Source organism: Advenella sp. FME57 (assembly GCF_014897675.1).
In the GTDB taxonomy this organism is placed as follows: Bacteria; Pseudomonadota; Gammaproteobacteria; order Burkholderiales; family Burkholderiaceae_B; genus Advenella.
This window is the reverse complement of sequence record NZ_JABUXU010000010.1, coordinates 135,451-153,842: the sequence shown is the minus strand read 5'-3', so window position 1 is coordinate 153,842 and position 18,392 is coordinate 135,451. Positions and strand designations below refer to the sequence as shown.

Sequence of the window (18,392 nt, the reverse complement as noted above, 5' to 3'; positions counted from 1 at the left end):
AACGAGCAGGCATAAGGCCGCGCACCGTGTTGCCTTACTGCTGCGGCTCACTCGGCTGCCCTACCCCCACCACACCAGGTATGCTGACTCAGGTATCCAGCTTGCCTGTTAAACACCAGCTGCTGCAGCCGCAAAAAAACCGGGACGACATGCATGACCTGATGCCATGCCGGTCGCCCCGGTTCTCCTTTAACGTGGCGGTTCCCCTGCTCGTCAGCAGGCGTACCACTCGCGCTGCCACTAGTCCATATAGGCTTCCAGCGGCGGGCAGGAACACACCAGATTGCGATCACCGAAGGCGTTGTCGACCCGCGCCACCGGTGGCCAGTACTTGCCGACCGGTGAAACTTGACCGGGATAGGCGGCCTGGCTGCGCGCATAAGCATGGTTCCACTCATCGGCAGTCAGCATCTGCGCCGTGTGCGGTGCGTTGGTCAGCACATTGTCCTGGGCATCCACTTCACCGGCCTCAACCTGGGCAATCTCGCGGCGAATGGAGATCATCGCATCCACAAAACGATCCAGTTCCTTCAGGCTTTCCGATTCGGTCGGTTCAACCATCAAGGTGCCGGCCACCGGAAAACTCATGGTTGGCGCGTGAAAGCCATAGTCGACCAGGCGCTTGGCCACGTCATCTACCGTAATACCGCAAGCGTCCTTGATGGGGCGCAGATCCAGAATGCACTCATGGGCCACGCGACCGTTACGACCGCTGTACAGGACCGGATAATGCGGCGCCAGGCGAGTAGCAATATAGTTGGCATTGAGCAGCGCAACTTCGGTGGCGCGCTGCAAACCGGAAGCACCCATCAGTGCGATATACGCATAGGAAATAGGCAGAATGCTGGCCGAACCAAATGGCGCCGATGACACCGGACCGGGGCGCCCGGCCGCATCGGCTGCGTCAGGCTTGCCCTGCTCGTTCAATACACCCGGCAGATACGGCGCCAGATGCGCACGCACGGCAACCGGGCCCACACCCGGTCCGCCGCCGCCATGCGGAATGCAGAAGGTCTTGTGCAGATTCAAATGAGACACATCGGAACCGAAGCTGCCAGGCTTGGCCAGCCCGACCATCGCATTCATGTTGGCGCCGTCCAGATACACCTGGCCGCCAGCCGCATGAACCAGATCGCAGATCTGTACAACGGCTTCCTCGAACACGCCATGGGTGGATGGATACGTGATCATCAGCGCAGCCAGGCGATCGCCGGTCTGCTCGATTTTGCGCTTCAGGTCTTCCACGTCCACGTTGCCATTGCTGTCAGAGGCGACCACGGTCACCGACATGCCGGCCAGATTGGCCGATGCCGGATTGGTGCCATGGGCCGAGGCCGGGATCAGGCACACATCGCGCTTGGTCTGTCCATTGGCCTGGTGATAGGCACGAATGGCAAGCAAGCCGGCATATTCGCCCTGCGCGCCGGAATTGGGCTGCAGGCTGACCGAATCGTACCCGGTAATCTCGCACAGGGCGGCCGACAGGCGGCCGACCAGTTCTGCATAGCCGGTGGTTTGCGCAGCCGGTGCGAACGGGTGAATATTTGCGAACTCCGGCCAGGTGATGGGAATCATCTCGGCAGTGGCGTTCAGCTTCATGGTGCATGAACCCAGCGGAATCATGCTGCGATCCAGCGCCAGGTCCTTGTCGGCAAGGCCGCGCAGGTAGCGCAACATGTCGGTTTCGGAATGAATGCTGGAAAAAATCGGGTGCGACAAAATGGCCGACTGGCGCGCCAGGGTGACCGGCACGAAGGTGTCTTCGCCGGCGTTAAGCGCGGCAACGTCAACCGCAGGCGCACCGGCGGCCTCGGTCAGGACATTGGCCAGCGCCTGCAGGTCTGCCAGGGTGACCGTTTCGTCCATAGACAGGGCGAACTGCGTCTCGGATACCCAGCGCACATTGATCTGCGCTGCGTCCAGCCCGGCACGCAGGGCCTGGCCGTGCTTGGTCTGTACCAGCAGCGTATCGAACCAGGTCTCGTTCTGTACTTCATAACTGGCAGACTGCAGCAGGGTGCGCAGCAGGGTCGTGGTCACATAGGTGCGCTGGGCAATGCGCCGCACGCCCTTGGCGCCGTGATAAACGGCGAACATGCTGGCCATCACGGCCAGCAGCACCTGCGCAGTACAAATATTGGAAGTCGCCTTCTCGCGACGGATATGCTGTTCACGGGTTTGCAGCGCCAGCCGCAAGGCCGGCTTGCCCTGCGCATCCTTGGAGACGCCAACCAGGCGTCCCGGCATGCTGCGCTTGAAAGCATCGCGGCAGGCCATGAAACCGGCATGCGGGCCGCCGAACCCAAGCGGCACGCCAAAGCGCTGCGCAGAGCCCACGGCAATATCGGCGCCCCACTCGCCCGGCGCTTTCAGAATGGCCAGGGCCAGCAGGTCGGTGGCAACCGCTACAACGGCGCCTGCGGCATGGGCGTCGGCCGCCAGCTGCGTATAGTCGCTCACGCCCCCCAGGCTGTGCGGGTACTGCAGCAGCACGCCAAAGCACTCGGGCAGGCCCGCGGCTTCATCGGCAACCAGCACCGTGATGCCCAGCCCTTGCGCACGGGTTTTGACAACCTCGATGGTTTGCGGATGGCAATGTGAGGACACAAAGAAAACATCGCTTTTTGACTTGGCAGAGCGGCGCGCCAGCGTCATGGCCTCGGCCGCGGCCGTGCCCTCGTCCAGCAGGGACGCATTGGCAATATCCAGGGCCGTCAGATCGGTCACCATGGTTTGAAAATTGAGCAGCGCCTCAAGCCTTCCCTGGGAAATCTCGGGCTGATAAGGCGTGTAGGCCGTGTACCAGGCAGGGTTTTCAAGAATATTGCGCAAAATCACATTGGGCGTCAGCGTGCCGTAATAGCCCTGGCCAATGTAGTTTCGATAAACCGCGTTTTTCTGTGCAATGGCGCGTAATGAAGCCAGCATATCGGCTTCGCTGCGTGGCCCGTCCAGCGCCAGAGGCGCGCCATTGCGAATACGGGAAGGAACAATCTCGTCAATCAGTTCGTCCAGGCTCTCGGCGCCAATGACAGACAGCATCTCTGCCTGCTCGGCCTCAGATGGCCCGATATGGCGTCCGACAAATTCCTGGGACGTCGCTTCGTGTGTGTGCAACATAATCTGGGTAATCCGGTGGTAATCAGTCATGCCGCTGCTGCCGTGCATTCAGCGCGAATGCGGGCAACGGCGGCTCAGGTTCAGGCCTGGGCTTCGTAGGCAGCTGCATCCAGCAGCTTGTCGGCGTCGGCCGCATTGGCGGGCTTGATTTTGAATATCCAGTTGGTATAGGAGTCTTCGTTGACCAGGTCAGGCTGCGCTTCCAGCACATCGTTGAACGCGACAATTTCGCCATCGACCGGTGCGTAGATGTCCGAAGCGGCCTTGACCGACTCGACCACGCCGGCAGTATCGCCCGCCTTCAATTGCGCGCCCACCTGGACGTCGCCCACGTAGACCAGATCCCCAAGCTGTTCCTGGGCATTATCAGTGATGCCGACAACGAACACGTCGCCTTCGGCCAGGACCCACTCATGCGAAGGGGTGTATTTACGATCGGTAGGTAATTTCATTCAAGACTCCTGGAAGAGGAAAATGACCACGTTGCACACGGTCATATAGTATCAAGGTTTATGTGACGGTTTTCTATTTCTGTGCAGGAACAACGGCCTTGCCGTTGCGCACGAAAGGCAGCGCGGTAACTGTGGCAGGCACCCACTTGCCGCGAATATCCACGTCAACGGCATCGCCAGCTGCAACGCCCTGGGGCAGACGGGCAAACGCCACGGACACGCCCAGCGTGGGCGACATGGTGCCGCTGGTCACTTCGCCTTCGCCCTGCGCGGTGCGTACCCGCATATGCGCACGCATCACGCCGCGCTCATTGAGTTTGAGGCCGGTAAATACGTTCTTGCGCGGTGCAGACTCAATGGCCTGGCGGCCAATGAAGTCGCGCTGGGTATCGGTCAGGCTGACTGTCCAAGTGAGTGCAGCCTGTGCCGGCTGGGTCTGCTCGTCCATATCCTGGCCGTACAGGTTCATGCCGGCCTCAAGGCGCAGCGTATCACGCGCGCCCAGGCCACAAGGCGCCACGCCCGCTGCAACCAGCTGGTGCCACAGAGGCTCGGCCTGCGTGGCTGGCAGCACAATTTCGAAACCGTCTTCGCCGGTATAGCCGGTGCGGGCCACCAGCGTGTCATTGCCGACACTGGCCGCGAAAAACGCCTTGAGCGGTTCGGTCGCCGCCTGCCATTCAGGATGGATCTGCCAGACCAGTTCACGCGCTTGCGGGCCCTGTACGGCAATCATGGCCAGATCGCGCCGGGGGGTGATGATGACATCCAGCTTGTGCTCGCTGACCACGCGCTGCATCCAGTCAATATCCTTTTGCGCGCAACCGGCGTTCACGACCACACGCCAGCGGTCATCATCGAAAAAGTAAACGATCAGGTCGTCAATCACCCCGCCTTCGGGGTTCAGCATGCAGCTGTAGAGCGCCTTGCCGGAAATGGCCAGCTTGGCCACGTCGTTGGCCAGCAGCAGGCTCAGGAAGCGCCGCGCCTGCAGGCCGGTCACATCGACATTGAGCATATGGGAGACATCGAACATGCCCGCTTTCTGGCGTACGGCATGGTGTTCGGCCAGTTGCGAGCCGTACGAAATAGGCATTTCCCAGCCGCCGAAATCGACCATTTTGGCACCTGCGGCCTGGTGGGCCGCGAACAGGGGCGTGCGATTCAGTTCAGTGGGGGGAGCGCTTGCCGCAGTTGGAGGGGTTGTCTGTGTAGACATGCTTGCACCTGTTGAAAAGGATTGAAGGTCGCAGCGCACAGGTTTCACCATGAAACCGGCGCTTGTCGCCCTCTGTCCTTTTGCCTGAGAGTTGTAGCGCGCTTTGGGCTGGCCTGATGGCGCAGCACAGCGCGTTTCCCCTTCGGCGCCTTAATGAAAAGGTCTCTCCAGAGTGCCTTACCGGCCGGGCCGGTGATTGTGCGGTACATGGACCTGAGCGATTCCGGGCGAATTGCGCCTTCGGTGGCAACATGACGGGCCAGTGGCCGCCTGCTGCTCTCTCCCACGACAATTTGAAAGCATGCGAAAGGATACAGGCAAACGGCAAAAAAATCCATTGTGACAACCCCGATATCCAATTTTTTACCGCCGCTGCGCTGCTGCCGGAAACGCTTGGCCTGCTTATTTAACAAGCGCACGAGTTAACAGATGTTAGCTGCCGTTATAGCATTGTTATCATAACAATACGAACTGTTACATCTTATAATTTCAATTAAATAATTCTTTGGAAAAGAGATAGAATACACTTGACCACAAGCAATTTGTCACCCGTGCGGCAGTACCCTCACACACGAGTGTCATCATGTTGCGGTACACTAGCCATCCGCTGGTGAACGTCAGCATAAAACACAACAATATCAGATACAGAACACACGTTTTCATTAGCAGCTTCATTAGCGAGCGGGTCTATTCCAGAACCGCTCGCCACTGCAGTCAGCATCAAGCGCCCTAGTGGCAACTACATAAGGAGTACTATTATGGATAACGGTTTCTACGCAACAGTGATCGCAGATTCCAAAGCCCACGCCGGAGTGACGGTCGTAGAAGACAACAAGGTCCGGGGGGGCGATGCCCATTACTTGTATTCAGGCACCATCCAGTCCGACGGCAACGATGAAATCGTCGCCAACCTGAAAATCAAGGCATATACTGCGGTTGACCAGTCTTTCGGCACCGACGAAAACAGCTTTGAATTGTCCCTGATGGGCAGTAAAACCGATACCGGCTTTCGCCTGACTGGCTATTCACCCAGCGGTCGTGAAATCGTGATCGATGCCCGGAAAATCGCCAATATTGACCTGGGCTTCTAAACGGGTCGTCCAGGGCTGACCGGGCCGGCATTCACATTCTTATAATTTATACAGCGGTCGCCACACATGGCCGCCCGCCGGACCGGTACCCTGCCTGAACACTTTTATCTGAACCCACTGTTGTCATTGCCATTTGAAAATATCGCGGCAGCGCCGCCGCATAACAACACATGATGACCAGCGCCACCTTCGACTAGCCAACCCCGCATTACCTCACGTTGACAGGGCGCGGCCGCAGGCCATCGCAGACGCCCAGGCCCACTGAAAGTTGTAACCCCCCAGCCAGCCGGTCACATCGACCACCTCACCAATAAAATACAGTCCCGGCACGTTGCGTGCCTGCATGGATTTCTGGTCCAGCGCGCGCGTGTCCACGCCGCCGCGCATCACTTCGGCCTTTTTGTAGCCCACGGTTCCGGAAGGCGTCAGGGTCCACGGTTGCGCACTGTCTGCCAGTTGCATCAGCGGCTTGTCGGCCGTATCGGCCAGCCGCTGTGCCGGCAGCATGCCCCGGTATTGCAGCCAGTTCTCGGCCAGCCGACGCGGCCAGACTTCGCTCAGAGCATGCACCAGGCTTTGCCTGCTACCCTTCTTGCGCTGCACCAGCTCCTGCGCCAGTTGCCGGCCCGGCAGCAAATCAATGTGGATCGGCGTATCGGGTTCCCAATAGCTGGAAATCTGCAGGATTCCCGGGCCCGACAGGCCGCGGTGGGTAAACAGCAGGTCTTCATCGAAGTGCCCTCTGCGCTTGCCTTGCCCCGTCTCCAGCCTGGCCGGCACCGCCAGCCCCGAGAGCTCGGCAAACGGCTTCCAGCTTTGCTGATCGAAGGTCAGCGGAACCAGCGCGGGGCGAGGCTCAATGATTTTCAGCCCGAACTGGCGCGCCGCCTTCAGTCCGAAATCGGTCGCGCCCAACTGGGGAATGGCCATGCCGCCGGTTGCGATCACCAGCTTATCGGCCGTCAGCATCCCATTCTGGGTCTGCACCGTAAAGCGCCCATTTTCCTGGCCAATCGCGCTCACGGTCGCTTGCATGCGCCGCTTCACGCCGCCCTTTTCGCACTCGGCCACCAGCATATCGATAATCTGCTCGCTGCTGTCGTCGCAAAACAGCTGGCCCTTGTGCTTTTCATGCCAGGCAATGCCATGGCTGCGCACCAGCGTCAGGAAGTCTTCTGGCGTATAGGCAGACAGGGCCGATCGACAGAACGCCGGATTGGCGGACAGAAATTGCTGCCAGGTGGTGCCTATATTGGTGAAATTGCATCGGCCGCCACCGGAGATCCGGATTTTCTCCGCCAGCCGGCTGGCATGATCCAGCAGGACCACCCGCTGGCCACGCTGGCCAGCCACCGCCGCGCACATCAGGCCGGCAGCACCGGCGCCGATGATCACGACATCAACAGATTCACTCATCCAGTCTCAGGCAGTCCACGTAGAAAAAGTGACGACCATCCTCCTCGACCACATGACCCAGGCCATGGATAAAGGTTTCGAAGCCTGGAAATTTCGCGTTGAAACCGCGCGCAAATTTCAGATACTCCACAATGGTCTTGTTAAAGCGCTCGCCCGGAATAAGCAGCGGAATACCCGGCGGATACGGCGTGAGCAGCACCCCGGTTACGCGGCCTTCAAGCTCGTCCAGCGGGACACGCTCGACCTCGCGGTGCGCCATTTTGGCAAACGCATCCGAAGGCTTGAGCGCCGGCACCATATCAGACAGATAGACTTCGGTCGTCAGGCGCGCCACATCGTTCTCGCTGTAGGCTTCATGAATTTTCTGGCACAGATCGCGCAACCCCATGCGTTCATACTGTTTGAAGTCGGCGCAGAACTCGGGCAGGATGCGCCACAGCGGCGCATTGCGATCGTAATCATCCTTGAACTGCTGCAGCGCCGTTACCAGCGTGTTCCAGCGGCCCTTGGTGATGCCAATGGTAAACAGGATGAAGAACGAATACAGGCCGGTTTTTTCCACCACAATGCCATGCTCGGCCAGGTATTTGGTCACCAGCGCCGCAGGAATGCCGCTGTCTGCAAAGTTGCCGTCGATATCCAGTCCCGGCGTAATAATGGTCGCCTTGATCGGATCCAGCATATTGAAGTTCTCGGCCAGATCGCCAAAACCGTGCCACTCGTCACCCGACTCGAGTACCCAGTCTTCCTGAAGACCGATGCCTTCGGAGACCAGACGGTTTGGCCCCCAGACCTTGAACCACCAGTCATTGCGGCCGTATTCCGAGGCCACCTTGCGCATGGCCCGGCGAAAATCCAGGGCTTCGCGAATACTCTCGGCAACCAGCGCGGTGCCACCGGGCGGCTCCATCATTGCGGCCGACACATCGCAGGACGCAATAATCGCGTACTGCGGCGACGTAGAGGTATGCATCAGATACGCTTCGTTGAAAATATTGCGATCCAGTTTGCGGGTCTCGGACTCCTGCACCACGATCTGCGACGCCTGGGAAATACCGGCAAGCAGTTTATGTGTGGAGTGCGTGGCAAACACCATTGCGTCCTGGCTGCGCGGCCGGTTCGGGCCGATCGCGTGCATATTTGCATAGAACTCGTGGAAGGCCGCATGCGGCAACCAGGCTTCGTCAAAATGCAGCGTATCAACGATACTGCCCAGCTTTTCCTTGATCGTTTCCACGTTGTAGATCACGCCATCATAGGTGCTTTGCGTGAGCGTCAGAATGCGCGGCGTCTTGTTCTTGAGCTTGCGGGCAAACGGGTTGGCTTCGATTTTCTTCTGTATGTTTTCGGGGTCGAACTCTTCGAGCGGGATCGGACCGATAATACCCAGGTGGTTGCGCGTTGGACGCAGAAAAACCGGTATTGCACCTGTCATGGTAATGGCGTGCAGGATCGATTTATGACAATTGCGATCAACCACCACCACGTCATCGTTGGCCACGTTGGCGTGCCACACCACCTTGTTGGAGGTAGAGGTGCCATTGGTCACGAAATAGCAATGATCGGCATGAAAGATACGGGCGGCGTTGCGCTCTGACTGGGCCACCGGGCCGGTATGGTCCAGCAACTGGCCCAGTTCCTCGACCGCATTGCAGACGTCAGCGCGCAGCATGTTTTCACCGAAGAACTGGTGAAACATCTGCCCGACCGGGCTTTTCAGAAATGCCACGCCGCCGGAGTGACCCGGGCAATGCCAGGAGTAGGAACCATCCTGCGCATACTTGACCAGCTCGCGAAAAAACGGCGGCGAGAGCCCGTCCAGATAGCTCTTGGATTCGCGAATAATATGGCGCGCCACGAACTCGGGCGTGTCCTCGAACATATGAATGAAACCATGCAGTTCGCGCAGGATGTCATTGGGAATATGTTCGGATGTGCGGGTCTCGCCATACAGATAAATGGGTATGTCTTCATTGCGAAAACGCAGCTCGCCAATAAAGGTTCGCAAATTGCGGATGGCGTGCGCCACGTCTTCGCGCGAGTCGATATCGAACTCTTCATCATCGATGGACAGGATAAAGGCGCTGGCCCGGCTTTGCTGCTGGGCAAATGAACTCAGGTCGCCGTAACTGGTAACGCCAAGAACCTCGACGCCTTCTGCCTTGATGGCATCGGCAAGAGCACGGATACCGAAACCGGACGCACTGTCCGAGCGGAAGTCTTCGTCAATGATGACGATGGGGAAACGAAATTTCATCGGGTACTCCTGGCTGGCTGATCAAATAGCCTGATTATGTTCTTGGAAGTGTGACGCCTTGTTGACCCTGATACTTCCCACCACGATCACGGTATGACGTTTCGCATACCTCGTCGCCCTGCAGGAACAGAAACTGGGCACATCCCTCGCCAGCATAGATTTTTGCGGGCAACGGTGTCGTGTTGGAAAACTCCAGCGTAACATGCCCTTCCCACTCAGGCTCCAGAGGCGTCACATTCACGATAATGCCGCAGCGCGCGTAAGTGCTTTTACCCAGGCAGATGGTGAGCACTTCGCGCGGAATGCGGAAATACTCAACGGTGCGGGCAAGCGCAAACGAGTTCGGCGGAATAATGCAAACATCACCCTTGAAATCCACAAAGGATTTTTCGTCGAAGTTTTTCGGATCCACAATCGTGGAGTTGATGTTGGTAAAAATCTTGAATTCGTCGGCGCAACGCACATCGTAACCATAGCTGCTGGTGCCGTAGCTTACGATCTTTTGCCCGTTATGCTCGCGCACCTGACCCGCCTCGAAAGGAGTGATCATGCCGTCTTGCGCCGCCTGCCGAATCCACCGGTCGTTCTTGATACTCATAGACTGTATCTCTCTGCTGGGGTCTGCCCCGAAGGGAAAAGCGCCATTGTAGCCCCTGCGGCTGCAGGGGAGTATGCATTTTTCATCAGTCCCTGAAAAACCGGCGATAGATCAGTTCCAGTCCGTTGACGGTGCCGCCCTTGATATCGGCCGACAGGTTTCTGAACAGCCGGTAACTGCCGCGCACCACGGTGCCGGTGCCGGCCATGGCCTGCTCTACGCTGACCGTCATGCCATTTTCAAATTTCTTGCTGGCCACGAAAAACTGCTGGGACAGATCGCTCGACGATTCCTGGTTGACACTGGAAGCCACCGTTTTTTCGGGCAGAACCGTACCGGACTTGCCGACATTGCCCGAACGGATGGCAATATCGTCCAGGCCCATCTTGCGATAGAACGGCTCGCCCCCGCCCACGATGGACGAACCCACCGAGAACAGCAGGGCCGCGTCGCTACCGCTGCTGTCAGGGCCACGCCCCATCAACAGCCAGGACAGTTTTTCCACCTCGCTCACATCGGGATAGGACACCAGGTCGATCTTCGGCTTTCTGGCCGTACCCACCACCTTGACCCCCGCCTCCACATCCAGGCCAGTGCGCAAGGCTTCGATATCCAGGATCGGGTTGGCCAGGTTACCCTGGAAGGTGATGCGACCACGGCGGATCTGCAAGCGCTGCCCATAGGCTTCGATCGCCCCGCCGCGTGTGCGGAAGGCGCCCACGCCGGTCAGCTGGTTCTTTTCCTGGATCACGTTCAGCGACCCCACCAGGCCGGAGTCCAGTCCCAACCCCACGATATAGAAGCGCTTGCCCAGGTCCACCGTGAAATCCAGTGTCAGATCCAGAGGGGATTCTTCCTTGACCACCTTGGTCTGGCCCGGCTTGAGCACAATCACATCGCCATCGACGGCTGGCACGCTGCCCAGAATATCCACGCTGGCCCAACCGGCATCGGCCGTCACCTTGCCCTTGATATCCACCTTGGGCAGGGGCGCATTAATATCCACATCGCCACTGATCATCACAAAACGATCGGAGCGCTGAATGATCGGATAATGATCGAATACGATCCGGAAATCGCCCTTGCTGGTATTCAGGTTCCATTTGCCGGTAATGCCCAGTGAACCGTTCTGGGCGGGGGGATTGTCCTCGATCCATTTCTTGGTGCGCCACTCATTGGCCTTGATGCGAATCACCGACGGGAAGCGCAGCGTATTGATGACCACCTGGTTGTCGCGCAGGGTGGCCTCCAGCGTGCCATCGAGCAGGCGAATGCCGTTGTCGATTTCCACGATCTTCACTTTGGAACCGGAAATTTTGCCGCTGGTGGTCCACTGACCATTGGCGCGCGATTGCGCGGTCACGTTCAGCGCCACGGCCCCGCCCAGATCAAGCATATCGCCGGTCAGCGGCCCCATCCAGCTGATATCGGCCAGGTTGCCGTTAAGGGTCATTTTCGAGCCGCCATTCAGGTTCGGCGTCAGCCCGTTGAACGCGATGGCGCCCGTCCCTTTCAGGTTGCCTTTGTTTTGCGTATCAAAGGCCAGATTCAGGTTGGCGGCGCTGGTGGTGGCGCCGGTCTTGTTGAAATTGGCGCCCACCAACATATTGGTCAGCCCCAGCGGAATCGGGGTGGCCGCCGGAATCATGAAATCGCCACTGACCCGCTTCAAAGCGGTCTTGCCGGTAAGCGCCCCATCAAAGGCCAGATCCCAATCGAAATCGAGCACCAGCGAGGTTTCCTGCGGCGCGCGCTTGCGCCGGTCGATAATACCTGTATTGGCGTTTTGCGCTTCTTTTGCGGCCGGGTCAACCAGCTTCTGCATATCGCGAATGAAAGCCGGACTGAGCACAAAACGGCGAATGGAGCCCTTGGTCTGCCACTTGCCGTTGCTACCCGTGGTGCCCTCCTGATTGATCACAATGCTGTGCTTGCCCGGCAGGCCGATATTGATGGCCGATGGCCCGGCTTCCCAGGCCGGCAATCCGCCCTCCGCCGCGGGGGCAAACGCCAGCGACCAGGGCTTGTCCTGCTCAACGGAAATACCCGCGTGCTGTACATCCAGCGTCGAGAGCGTGCCGCGCCATCCTTGTACACCCTGTTCGTTCTTGTCCCACGTACCATCTGCGGCCACATGGAAATTGACCGGGGCCTTGCCCAGCTCCCTGGACTTGCCCTGGGAGAACATGCCCTTCAGATCCAGCGCATGTTTGGCGACCATTCCCTTGACGGTGCCATCCACGGTGACACTGCCGGGCAGGCCGGGCCAGAAGGAAGATAAGGCCGGTGCGTCCACGTCCAGCGTCAGCACGCTGTCGGCCTGGCCGAAAGCGCCTTTGCTGCGTATTTTGTTGCTGCCCAGCGTCAGGTCGATATTGGCCGCCGGCACCTGGAAGGCATTCAAATCTATGCCGGCGCTGCCCTGCCCACCCACGGCCAGATCGCGCACGGCCAGGTCCACAGAACCGGCCAGCGGCTTGTCGTTCCAAATGCTGCCCTTGTCAAAACGGCCCTTGATGGTCGCCGACTTGATGGCCGTGGGCGAGAACATATCGACATCGGCCGTCAGATCCGTACTGAGCAAGGTCCTGGGAATACTGTCTGCCATCAGCTTGCTCACCGGCAGCGCCTTGGAATTGACACGCACATGAATGCGGTCTGACTCGTCCTGTCCGCCCTTGGGCGAGACCAGCGCCTCCAGCGTCATTGTCGCGCCATCACGCAGGGCAAGATCCGCCTTGGCATCACGTAGCAGCAATGGCGTTGCCATATCCAGTTTTACATCCGCATTCAGATGTGATTTTTCCCCGGTGGCGCTGGCCGTTACGACGTAGCCGTCCTGCACCTGCGGCGTTTGCTGCGGCTCAATGTCAAATGCAATCGTGTCAAAATCAAGCGGCACCGGTGTCTTGAAAGGCAACACGCCCGTTCCGTCGGTGCGCATAATATGCGCCGAGCCGGTCAGCATCTGGTTGAAAGCCAGATCCCAGTCCGCATCAAGCGTGATGTCCTTGTCGGCCACGGTGTTGGCTGCCGCGCGTTTGCCACCGTCCCGGGCAGCACTCTCTGCTTTTTTGTTGCTGGCCGTGGCCTGCGCCAGCGCCTTGGTCGCTGCCTGCGTGGCTGCCCGTGCTGCCGCCGGGTCTTCGGCTACAAATGCTTTTTGCAGATTCATCAAGTATTGCGGATTGATGACCAGATCCTTGATCTGTCCTTTGGTCTGCCATTGGCTGCCGTTACCGCCAGACTCGCCGGGCAGAATCTGCGCACTGCGGTTCTCTGGCAGATCCAGCAAAAACCGGGAGGCGGTGGTTGCCCACTGCATGGGATGCTGCCCATCGTCAGGCAGGAACGACAACGACATCGGGCTTTGCTGCTGCAAACGCAACTCGGTATGACGCAAATTCAAGTCTTGCAGCACACCCACCCAGCCTTCCTGGCCGCCTTCCACTTTGTTCCAGGCACCCTGGATATTCAGGCCGAACACCACCGGCGCCTTGCCCAGCGCGCTGCTGGGCGCCTGCGCATACATGCCGTAAAGCTGCGCGCGATGATTGGTCACGCGACCATCCACCACCGCATTGACCAGCGCGCTACCCGGCAAGGACGGCCAGAAATTGGCCAGCGCCGGTGCGTTAACGTCCAGATACAGCTGACTGGCATCCTGCCCGAAGCCGCCATGCGCAGTGATTCGGTTATTGCCCAGCGTCAGGTCCACATCGGTGTCGCTCACCTGCAGCTTGTCCAGATTCGGCTTGATGCTGCGATCGACCTGCTCCTGTTCCGGCTGCTTATCGAAAATGCCTGCCAGGTGCACCTTGCTGCCAATTGTGCCGGCCAGCGGTTTGCCGTTCCATGTGCTGCCCTGGGCCAATTTTGCATCCAGGTCCACATCGGCGATTTCACGCTTACCCGGCAGCGTATCGGCAACCAGCGTCACGGTGCCGTTAAGCAGCGAGGCCGGTGTGGCGCCCGCCGAGAGTGCCTGCAAATTCAGCGCCTGCAAGCCGACCTTGGCGGTCAGGCGATCAGTCCCTTCACTGACGCCGGCGATGGTTTCAAAATCTGCGTTGACTGCAGCGCCATCGGTCAATGCCAGCTGCAACTTGCCATCACGCAACGGAATCACATTTGCCATAGCCAGATTCAGTTTGGTATCCAGGCTGGACCGCGGGCCCTGCCCCTGCGCGGCGATGGTCAGTACCGAATTTTTTTCATCCTGGCGCGTTTCATTCAGGTTGATGCTCAGCGTTTCGAAATCCAGCGGAATCTTCTGCACCAGCGGCACGAAGCGATCGCCTGCCGTACGCCGCACATTGACCGTTCCCTGCAGGCCATTTTCCGTGGCAATCTTCCAGTCGCCATCAAACACAATATCCGGAAAGCTACCGGCCGTTTTTTGCGTCAGCGCCTTGGCAGCGGTAGCCTGGGCTGCCTTGTCGCTTGCTGCTGCCGTTGCATTTGCCGGCTGCGCATCGCCAGCGGCCGTCATCCTGGTGATCTCGTCCATCAACCTGTCGCTGATCGTCAGGTTGACAAACGATCCCGCTGTTGTCACGCCCAGGGCATTGCCACTGGCCTTGTCCAGCTTAAATTGCGCTTCAGACCCGCCGGGCAGGGTCAGGCCCAGCGCGCCAGGCCCCGCCGCCCATACGTTCTGCACTCCGGTCGCATTCGGGCTGAACAACAGGGGCAAGGCGTCGCGCTGGCGCACGCGCACGCCAGCATGCACCAGGTTCAGTGTGGCCAACTCGCCTTCCCAACCGTCAATACCGTCTGCCAACCTGTGCCACTTCCCGTTAATGGTTGCCGACAGATCGGCCGGCGCCTTGCCCAGGGTTTTCGCATCGCCCTGGTTGACCTTGCCGCTGATATCGAGCGCATGCTCGGCAATCGTGCCGGCCAGCGTGCCAGAGAGCTTGGCAGTGCCATTGACGCCATCGACTAGTTGGCCCAGTTTGGGCGCATCAACGCTTAAGCGCAGCACACTTTCCTGCTGCCCGAAGCTGCCCGATGTCGTGATACTGTTTTCACCCAGTTGCAGATCGATATCTGCCTTGCGAATATTCAGGCGGTTCAGATCCACCTGTGTGGTCGCCGCCTGTATTGCATCTGTGTTTGCTGCAGTTTGCTGCGCCTTCTGAAGTGCATCCTCGCCTGTCGCTGTGGTAACGGTTTTGCCTTCCTGCTGCGCCTTGCGTGCTGCTGCGGCCTTGATGTTGTCGGCAACGGCCTGAGCCATTTGCTCGCCATCAACAATCCGGCGTTGCGTCAGGACGCCCTGCGAATCAATATCGATATCCAGGTCGGCGGCCAGCGGTTTGCCCTGCAGGCGACTCTCGCTATCGACCGTGCCTTTCAGTTGCAATCCCTGCACATTGGACAGACCCAGAACATCTGCCACAAATGTCATATCGGTAGTCAACACGGAATCGGCCGTCCCTTGCTGCCCCTTGAGCGTGAGCCGCTGGCTGGCAAAGGAACCGGCAATGCGGTCCGACTCTGCTGCGCCCTGTTTTTCCTTTTTTTCCAGCTTGAACTGCAGGCCCGAGGCGTCGCCCAGCTTGATGTTCACATCGGCCTGGTTCAATGGAATACCGCCGCCCATCACGCCCAGATTCAACGACGCATCCACTTGCGCGCCCTGGCCGCTGCCCTGCATGGCCACGCCCAGTTTTTCCAGATCGCCGGCCACCTGCGTGTGCAGATCAAATGTGCAATCACGCTGCTGCAGCGCGCCGGTCAGCACGCTGCCAATCTGCACGAACTGGCTCAGGCATACCGGCGACTGTTTGTTTTGCGTCGCCAGTTTCGCATTCAGATCCAGCTTCATGGGATACGGGCTTTTGATGGATTCCACTTCCAGCGTACCGTTCAGATCGGCCTCGGTCTGCGGATGCGAGACATGCACGCTTTTGAGCGTGCCTTTTGCATGCTGATCAATGATCAGCAAATCGGTCAGACTGAAATTGCTCAGTCCCACGGGCAGTCCCGAGCCATCGGGCATCAGCAGCGCAAAGTCGCCTACGTCCAGCCGATCCACCTGTATGCCAACCGGAATACCCGGCATTTCAAATGGCTTGGCCTCGTCCGGCGCCGGTTCAGTTGTCTCCAGCGGCAGCAGCTTGACGTCCAGATCGGCCACACTCATCTGCTGTACACGCAAGGTGCGCTTGAACAGCTTGAGCCAGTCCACTTTCAGTACAGCCTGCCTGCCGGTAATCTTGATTTCGGGCGTATCGATCAGCAGCCGCTCCAGCTCGATCCCGCTCCATAAGGTGCCGCGCACATTATGCAGTTCACCGCCCACCTGGCTGATTACGGTATTGAGCAGCCAGCGGCTGCCCGGATTAGTGCCCATGAACCAGAACACAAAAGCGCACAGCCCAATCAAGATCGTCAGAACGATAGGTTTCCAGCGAAGATACCAGCGCAAATATTTCATTTTCATCAGAATGCCACTCCCAATGAAAAGTGCAACCGTATGCTGCGATCACGCTGGCCATAGGCCAGGTCCAGAAATAGCGGACCGGCCGGGGTCTTGATTCTTGCCCCCACGCCATAACCCACATGCAACTTCATTTTATTGAACGACTCTGCTGCATCACCGGCATCAATAAACACGCCCATGCCAAAACGGTCGTCAAAGTAACGCATATATTCAACGCTCACCACCGCCAGTGAGCGGTCACCCACGACCGCATCGCCGGCGCTTTTACCGATATCATTGTATTTATAGCCACGAATGGAACGCGCGCCGCCGGTACGATAGCCAAAGTCATCCGGAATGCGCATGCCGCTGGAACCGAATACCTGTCCCACTTCGCCGCGCATGGTAAAGACATCGCGCCGGCCTATCGGCCACCACTGCTGCGCACGCAACCCGACCCGACTGAAAGGCTCGCCTTTATCCAGCGTCACGCCTGCGCCCAGACCCAGCGCAATCAGATTGCCTTCACGGGGATCATATTTGTTGTCGACATCGCGACGCAGGAAATCCCAGGTGGCCACCATCGATGGCAGGCGATAACGCTCCTGGCCCTCGCGCTTGACCGAGTCGTAGGCCGCCAGCACACCCCAGTTCGATTCATAATCAACCCGGCTGGCTGCATCCAGCTTGAACTCCAGCTTGCGTTTCCAGCCCACGGCATAGCGCATCACATCTTCATCCTGGATATCGGAATGACGGAACATCACCCCGACGCTATCCTTGCTGCCATCCAGATTGGGCGGCAAATGAAAATCCATATAGGCGCGCTGCAGCTTGGGATTCACTGCGGCGCCGGTTTCCATGATCAGCGGCTGGCCGAACACCACATTCTGCTTGTACAGGATCTCGGCGCCCGGCCCCACCGAATCGTCTATCCCCAATGAACCGGCCAACGAACGAGCCGGCCCTTCCGCCACCCGCACGGCGACCGGCAGCTCGACCGCGTCCTGCGCATAGACCTCATCGCCCGGTGGTTTTTTCAGGGTAACGAACGCGCCGCGAAAGAAATTGGTAGACTGAATCTGCTGCTGCCAGGTATCCAGTTGTTCCTGAGAAAAGCGCTGGCCCGGCGTGTATTTGATATAGCGACGGATCAGGCTGTCGGGCACACGCCGCAAGCCCACCACTTCGGTATGGCCCAGCGTGACTGCCGGACCGCTGTCGACCGTGGTCTCGGTATCCACGCTCGCCGTTTCGGGATTGACCACCGCCTGCGAATGCGTCATGCGGGCCAGGTAAAAATCATTGGCGGCCACGCCCTCGAGCATGCTCGACTTGGCATTGCTCCACTGCTCGTTCAGGAAATCCTTGCCTACCGGCAGGCCCCAGTCCTTGCGCAACTGTGATACGCGATCATTAAAGCGTGGCGTGGCAATACTGCCAGTAAAATTATTAGTGACCGATTTGACCTGAGAGACCTTGCCCGGATCAATGGAAATATCCCAGGTTTCGCCGCCCACGTCTTCACCCACTTCCAGCGTGACGTCGGGCGCAAAATAACCACGGGTCGCCAAGGCGGACATCACCGCTTCGCGGCCCTTGCGTCGGATCCGGTCGGCTTCGCCCGAGTCCTGGTCGTCGGCCATGCGGACCACAGCTGAAATACCCTTGTTTACTGCATCCAGCGATTCAGGACCAAGCCCGCTGGGATCGATAATCACTTCGGGTTTTTGCGCCGAAACCTGACCAACACCGGCCAACAATAAAATCGTTGTAAGAAAACAAGCCTTGTTCAATCGCATTGGTCCG

At 58.8% G+C, this 18,392-nt stretch carries 9 protein-coding genes and 2 riboswitches; of the genes, 1 reads left to right on the top strand and 8 read right to left on the bottom strand.

Annotated features, from left to right (window positions below; translation table 11 throughout):
• Positions 1 to 240: 240 nt before the first annotated feature.
• From gcvP to gcvT, 3 genes are all read right to left on the bottom strand, one after another.
• Positions 241 to 3,120 (bottom strand): aminomethyl-transferring glycine dehydrogenase, encoded by a 2,880-nt coding sequence (gene gcvP / locus INT32_RS13330; protein WP_193089267.1) that lies wholly within the window; start codon positions 3,118 to 3,120, stop codon positions 241 to 243.
• An 80-nt stretch (positions 3,121 to 3,200) separates the two neighbouring features.
• A complete protein-coding gene (gcvH, locus tag INT32_RS13325) occupies positions 3,201 to 3,572 on the bottom strand; it encodes a glycine cleavage system protein GcvH (RefSeq protein WP_193089218.1) in 372 nt (123 codons plus the stop codon).
• Positions 3,573 to 3,645: 73 nt separating this feature from the next.
• Positions 3,646 to 4,791: a glycine cleavage system aminomethyltransferase GcvT gene (gene gcvT, locus INT32_RS13320; protein WP_193089217.1), complete on the bottom strand. Its 1,146-nt coding sequence runs from the start codon at positions 4,789 to 4,791 to the stop codon at positions 3,646 to 3,648.
• A 62-nt stretch (positions 4,792 to 4,853) separates the two neighbouring features.
• Positions 4,854 to 4,972: riboswitch (glycine riboswitch) on the bottom strand.
• Positions 4,973 to 4,982: 10 nt separating this feature from the next.
• Positions 4,983 to 5,087: riboswitch (glycine riboswitch) on the bottom strand.
• Positions 5,088 to 5,549: 462 nt separating this feature from the next.
• Between gcvT and INT32_RS13315 the strand changes: the two genes are divergently transcribed.
• Positions 5,550 to 5,882 (top strand): GrlR family regulatory protein, encoded by a 333-nt coding sequence (locus INT32_RS13315; RefSeq protein WP_193089216.1) that lies wholly within the window; start codon positions 5,550 to 5,552, stop codon positions 5,880 to 5,882.
• 213 nt (positions 5,883 to 6,095) lie between these two features.
• Here the strand turns inward: INT32_RS13315 and INT32_RS13310 are convergent, their stop codons facing one another.
• The 5 genes from INT32_RS13310 to INT32_RS13290 form a co-directional block, all read right to left on the bottom strand.
• Positions 6,096 to 7,298 carry an NAD(P)/FAD-dependent oxidoreductase gene (locus INT32_RS13310; protein ID WP_193089215.1) on the bottom strand — a complete coding sequence of 401 codons (1,203 nt, stop codon included), beginning with the start codon at positions 7,296 to 7,298 and terminating at the stop codon, positions 6,096 to 6,098.
• Positions 7,291 to 9,555: an arginine/lysine/ornithine decarboxylase gene (locus tag INT32_RS13305; RefSeq protein ID WP_193089214.1), complete on the bottom strand. Its 2,265-nt coding sequence runs from the start codon at positions 9,553 to 9,555 to the stop codon at positions 7,291 to 7,293. The genes INT32_RS13310 and INT32_RS13305 overlap by 8 nt, the downstream gene beginning before the upstream one ends.
• Positions 9,556 to 9,589: 34 nt before the next feature.
• Positions 9,590 to 10,153, bottom strand: a complete 564-nt coding sequence (gene dcd, locus INT32_RS13300) for a dCTP deaminase (RefSeq protein WP_193089213.1) — start codon at positions 10,151 to 10,153, stop codon at positions 9,590 to 9,592.
• 85 nt (positions 10,154 to 10,238) lie between these two features.
• Positions 10,239 to 16,604 (bottom strand): translocation/assembly module TamB domain-containing protein, encoded by a 6,366-nt coding sequence (locus INT32_RS13295; protein ID WP_193089212.1) that lies wholly within the window; start codon positions 16,602 to 16,604, stop codon positions 10,239 to 10,241.
• Positions 16,604 to 18,385, bottom strand: a complete 1,782-nt coding sequence (locus INT32_RS13290) for an autotransporter assembly complex family protein (RefSeq protein WP_193089211.1) — start codon at positions 18,383 to 18,385, stop codon at positions 16,604 to 16,606. The genes INT32_RS13295 and INT32_RS13290 overlap by 1 nt, the downstream gene beginning before the upstream one ends.
• Between the last annotated feature and the right edge of the window lie 7 nt (positions 18,386 to 18,392).

Bases quoted from the DNA above. Each gene is read 5' to 3' on its own strand.
- gcvP (WP_193089267.1), bottom strand. From the start codon at position 3,120: ATGTTGCACACACACGAAGCGACGTCCCAGGAATTTGTCGGACGCCAT.
- gcvH (WP_193089218.1), bottom strand. From the start codon at position 3,572: ATGAAATTACCTACCGATCGTAAATACACCCCTTCGCATGAGTGGGTC.
- gcvT (WP_193089217.1), bottom strand. From the start codon at position 4,791: ATGTCTACACAGACAACCCCTCCAACTGCGGCAAGCGCTCCCCCCACT.
- INT32_RS13315 (WP_193089216.1), top strand. From the start codon at position 5,550: ATGGATAACGGTTTCTACGCAACAGTGATCGCAGATTCCAAAGCCCAC.
- INT32_RS13310 (WP_193089215.1), bottom strand. From the start codon at position 7,298: ATGAGTGAATCTGTTGATGTCGTGATCATCGGCGCCGGTGCTGCCGGC.
- INT32_RS13305 (WP_193089214.1), bottom strand. From the start codon at position 9,555: ATGAAATTTCGTTTCCCCATCGTCATCATTGACGAAGACTTCCGCTCG.
- dcd (WP_193089213.1), bottom strand. From the start codon at position 10,153: ATGAGTATCAAGAACGACCGGTGGATTCGGCAGGCGGCGCAAGACGGC.
- INT32_RS13295 (WP_193089212.1), bottom strand. From the start codon at position 16,604: ATGAAAATGAAATATTTGCGCTGGTATCTTCGCTGGAAACCTATCGTT.
- INT32_RS13290 (WP_193089211.1), bottom strand. From the start codon at position 18,385: ATGCGATTGAACAAGGCTTGTTTTCTTACAACGATTTTATTGTTGGCC.